Genomic DNA, 5102 nt, shown 5'->3' on the forward strand with positions numbered 1-5102 from the left:
TCCCCTCTCCCGGAGGGGAGGGGCCGGGGGTGGGGTGACACGAGCGGCGAGTAACAAAAAAGGCCCGCCGAAGCGAGCCTTTGTATTAATAACCACATAATTCTAAGCCGCCCGCATCAGCCGCAGCGGCGACTTCTCGAACTTACCCCGCGCGTAGCTCTCGGTAATCATTAACTCATGCGTGCCGACCTCCGAGGGCATCTCAAACATGGCATCCGTCATGATGCTTTCGCAGATGGAGCGCAGGCCACGGGCACCTAGGCGGTACTCGTCGGCTTTCTCTACGATGTACTCCAGTGCCTCTTCGGTGAAGCCGAGGGCGATGTTTTCCATGCCAAACAACCGCTGGTACTGGCGCACGAGCGAGTTTTTGGGCTCGGTGAGTATCATACGCAGCGTGCTCTTGTCGAGCGGGTTGAGGTGCGTGAGCACGGGTAGGCGGCCAATGAGCTCGGGGATGAGGCCAAAGCTCTTAATATCCTGAGCCGACACGTAGCGCAGAAAGTTCTGTGTGTCCACGTTCTCCTCCAGGTTGGTTTTGGAAAAGCCCATGGGCTTGGTATTCAGGCGGCTCTTAATGATGCGGTCGATGCCCGAGAAGGCGCCGCCGCAGATAAAGAGGATGTTTTCGGTGTTCACCGCCACCATTTTCTGGTCGGGGTGCTTGCGGCCGCCCTGCGGGGGCACGTTCACGTGGGTGCCTTCGAGTAGCTTCAGCAGGGCTTGCTGCACGCCCTCGCCGCTCACGTCGCGCGTGATGCTGGGGTTGTCGCTCTTGCGGGCGATTTTGTCAATCTCGTCGATGTAAACGATGCCGCGCTCGGCCGCCTCCACGTTGTAGTCGGCGGCTTGCAGCAAGCGCGTCAGGATGCTTTCCACGTCTTCGCCCACGTAGCCGGCCTCGGTTAGCACGGTAGCATCGGCGATGCAGAAGGGCACTTGCAGAATCTTGGCCAGCATGCGCGCCAAGAAGGTTTTGCCAGTACCGGTCTCGCCCACCATGATGATGTTCGACTTCTCAATCACTACCTCGTCCTGGCCCGCGGCGGGCTTCTGCATCAAGCGCTTATAGTGGTTGTACACGGCCACGCTCATCACGCGCTTGGCTTCGTCTTGGCCTACCACGTACTGGTCGAGGTGCTGCTTGATTTCGCGGGGCTTGATGAGGTTGAATTTGGGCTGGCGGGCCTCGGCTTGCAGCTTGGTTTCTTCGGCCAGAATGTGCTGGGCCTGCGCCACGCACTTCTCGCAGATGTGGGCATTGATGCCCGAAATCATCACCGCGACGTCGCGCTTGGGCTTATTGCAAAAAGAGCAGGCTATTTCTGGCATCGGGCAACTTATATAAACTTGGGTAGCAAAAGCAGATTTCGGCGAAACGGGTTCAAAGATACGCCACGCAGCAGGGCAATGATGACGCAAAACGCGCCCGCGTTGCAAGCCACACCGATAATCTAACCGTTCAGGATTAAGCTAAAGCACCACCGGTAAGCGAATGTTTCCGGGTATTAGCTGCATCTACGAGCTGTTGTGCGGACTTTACAGTCCGCGTTTAGCTGCGCAGCGCCTCGGGCTACAACGTTTGCGCAACGCTTTTCTCCGACTAGCGCCAAGGTAAACTCAGCCTTAACGGTAAGTTAATCTTTGAAAAATATAACGCCAACAGCCTAGCCCGACCTTTGTACCGCACAAAGCCACATACCTGCTGGCAATTAATGCCCGACGTTTCTTCTCTGATTCTCCCCTCGCGCTGACCTAGGCACTGGCCGGTCGGCGGCCCACGCTACTACGGGTATTTGGCTACCTGCCCTCTTTGGGGCAACGGGTACGCTTGTGCCTAAAAATCAGCGGTTGGGCTTGGGGTTTTGCTGCTTATCTCACTCTTTTATAGTTCGCCTTGACTGCATCCCTACTTCTGCGTCGTCGATTACTTAACGCGCCTACTGGCCCCGTGGCCCTGGCGGCCCTAGGGCTGAGCGCGGCCGCTTTGATGCCCACGGCGGCGCTCGCCGCGCTGCCCATTGCTGCCTCCATCCCAGGGGCGGTGGCTACGGCCGGCCAGCCCGTGGCGGGCACCGTCCGCGATGCCGCCGGCCAGCCCATTCCGGGCGTGACAGTGGTGCTGAAAGGCACCAGCATCGGCACGGCTACCGATGCCGACGGTAAGTTTCAGCTCGATGCCCCCGCCGATAAGCCGGTGGTGCTGATGGTCTCTTTTGTGGGCTATGCCAGCCAGGAAGTCCCTTATACCGGCCAAGGCGACCTAGCCATCACGCTGAAAGTGGCTCCGCAGGGCCTGAGCGATGTGGTCGTTATCGGCTACGGCACGGCCAAGCGCGACAACCTGACCACGGCCATCGCCTCGCTGCCCAACGCCGAAAAGCAGGCCAGCCGCCCCATCACCAACGTGCAGGACATGCTGCAAGGCAACCTGGCCGGCGTGACGGTGCAGCAAAACTCCGGCGACCCCACGGCCACCGCCAGCGTGGTTATTCGGGGCGCGGGCTCGGTCAATGCCGAAGCGCCGCTCTACGTGGTCGATGGCATGCCCTACTACGGTGGCCCGCTCAACCCTAATGACATCGCCAGCATCACGGTGCTGAAAGACGCCGCAGCGGCCGCCATCTACGGCGCGCAGGCCGCCTCGGGCGTGATTGTGGTGACCACCAAGGCCGGCCGCGAAGGCGCGCCGCGCGTCACCATCGACACTTACCAGGGCTGGCAGTCGGCCTACAAGCTGCCGCAGGCCCTAGATGCTGCCCAGCAGGCCGCCGCCTACAACCAGGCCGCCGACAACGACGGCCGCACCCGCCCCGATGCCCACAACGCCACCAAAAACCCCTGGGGCCAAGTCACGCGCACCAACTGGGTAGACGAGATTTTCCGTACCGGTAGCATTTATAACCTCAATGCCAGCGTCAGTGGCGGCAGCGGCACCGGCCACTACCTGGCCTCGTTTGGCTACCACGACCGCGAGGGCATCCTCATCGGCACCAAACTCAAGCGCTACACGCTACGCCTCAAGTCAGACTACGACCTAGGCAGCAAGGTGACGGTGGGCCAGAATGTCTACATCAACCAGACTACTGGCCGGGGCGCGAATACCTCCAACTCGTATTCGGGGGCCATCATCAACGCCATTTACATGCCCTCGGCCGCGCCAGTCTACAACTCGGATGGCACGTATGGCGGCGTCACGCCAATGTCGCCCGACCCGGCCTTTCAGTTTGCCGGCGCTTATGGTGATGTGTATAACCCGGTGGCGCTGCTGCGGCGCCCCACCATCACGAGCCCCAGCCTCAACCTCAACGGCATTGGCTACGTGGAGTACCGGCCGGTGGCGGGCCTGCGCGTGCGCAGCAGCTTTAGCCTCGATTTGCTGCGCAACGACTACAAGCGCTTCGACCCGCGCATCCCGGAGCCCGGCCGCTCCAACACCATGAACTACCTGAGCCAGAGCCAGGAAAGCCGCAACAAGTGGATTTGGGACAATCAGGTAGGCTATGTTAAGAACTTCGGCAAGCACGTGCTCGACCTCACGGCCGTGTACTCGGCCCAGCACACCAACTACGAGTCGTGGGGCGTGCAGGTGCAGAACTTCGACCGCGAAGACGACTGGTACCAGTACCTAGGCAACGCCAAGGAGTTCGTGATTCGCCCCACCAGCGGCGTGTACCAGGATGCCCTGACCTCGGCCATCGGCCGCCTCACCTATAGCTACGACGACCGCTACTTCTTGAGCGGTAGCCTGCGCCGCGACCGCACCTCGCGCCTCTCTACCTACAACGCCGACTTCTTCCCGGCCATTTCGGGCGCTTGGAAACTCTCGTCGGAGTCGTTCATCGGTAATAGCGTGTTTCAGACCCTGAAGCTGCGCGCTTCGTGGGGGCAGATTGGTAACATTCAGTCGGTTGACTACTACGCCTACAACGTGCCGCTGGTGGTGGGCCAGGCCTACCTAGGCAGCAACCCGACGTATAGCAACGGCTATTACCTCAACAAGCAGTCGAACCCCGGCTTGAAATGGGAGCGCTCGGAAACCTTCGACGCAGGCCTCGACCTAGGGGTGCTCAACGACCGCCTCACCTTCACGGCCGATTACTTCCAGAAATACACCCGCGGCCTCATCTTGCCGGTGGCGCCCAACCCCAGCAGCGGGGTAGGGGAGGGCCCGACCTCCAACGTGGGCACCGTGCTCAACCGTGGCCTGGAGCTGAGCCTGGGCTATAACGGCCAGGCTGGCGAGTTTAAATACCAAGTCAACGGCAACATGACGCTGCTGCGCAATGAGGTGAAAAACCTCGACGGCTACGGCAGCACCTTCATCGCCCACGGCGACAATGTGCGCACCCAGCTTTACCCCTTCCGCTCGACGGTGGGCCAGCCGCTCTACGCCTACTACCTCATCCAGACCGACGGTATTTTCAAATCGGCCCAGGAAGTAGCCGATTATAAAATGGCCGATGGCAAGCTGATTCAGCCCAACGCCAAGCCCGGCGACCTGAAATTCCGGGACGCCAACGGCGACGGCAAAATCGACGACCTCGACCGCGTGTACATGGGCAACGCCATGCCCAAGCGCACCTATGGTCTCACGCTCAGCGGCCAGTGGAAAGGCTTTGACATCAGCATGCTCTGGCAGGGCGTAAGCGGTGTGAAGCTCTTCAACGCCTACAAGTTTTCGACTTACAACGCCGGCCTGCAAGGCTACAACCTCGACAACCGCGTGCTCGGCGCCTGGACCACTGATAACCCCGACGCTACCATCCCGCGCCTCTCGCTCAACGACTCGAACAAGAACTTCAGCCAGCCCTCCGACTGGTTCTTGGAAGACGGCTCGTACCTGCGTCTCAAAAACCTAATGGTGGGCTACACGCTGCCCGCCGGCCTCACCGGCCGCGTGCGCAACGGGGCTAGCCTGCGCCTGTACATGACGGTTGAAAACCTCTTCACCATCACCAACTACACCGGTATGGACCCCGAGGTGGGCAACCGCGGCCTCGACCAGGGCGCGTACCCCGTGCCCCGCACCTTCACGGTGGGCCTGAATATGGGGATTTAGGCGCGTTACCCCACCCCCGGCCCCTCCCCTCCGGGAGAGG

Annotated in this window: 2 protein-coding genes; one reads left to right on the plus strand and one right to left on the minus strand. The window is 60.9% G+C overall.

Annotated elements, in window-relative coordinates; translation table 11 throughout:
- Window positions 1-102: 102 nt before the first annotated feature.
- Window positions 103-1332: an ATP-dependent Clp protease ATP-binding subunit ClpX gene (clpX, locus tag VFO93_RS02670; protein ID WP_325132771.1), complete on the minus strand. Its 1230-nt coding sequence runs from the start codon at window positions 1330-1332 to the stop codon at window positions 103-105.
- 565 nt (window positions 1333-1897) lie between these two features.
- Here clpX and VFO93_RS02675 point away from each other — a divergent pair.
- Complete coding sequence (locus VFO93_RS02675) at window positions 1898-5062, plus strand: TonB-dependent receptor (RefSeq protein WP_325132772.1); 3165 nt, start codon at window positions 1898-1900, stop codon at window positions 5060-5062.
- The last annotated feature ends 40 nt before the right edge of the window (window positions 5063-5102 follow it).

The organism is Hymenobacter sp., from assembly GCF_035709525.1.
Taxonomy (GTDB): domain Bacteria; phylum Bacteroidota; class Bacteroidia; order Cytophagales; family Hymenobacteraceae; genus Hymenobacter.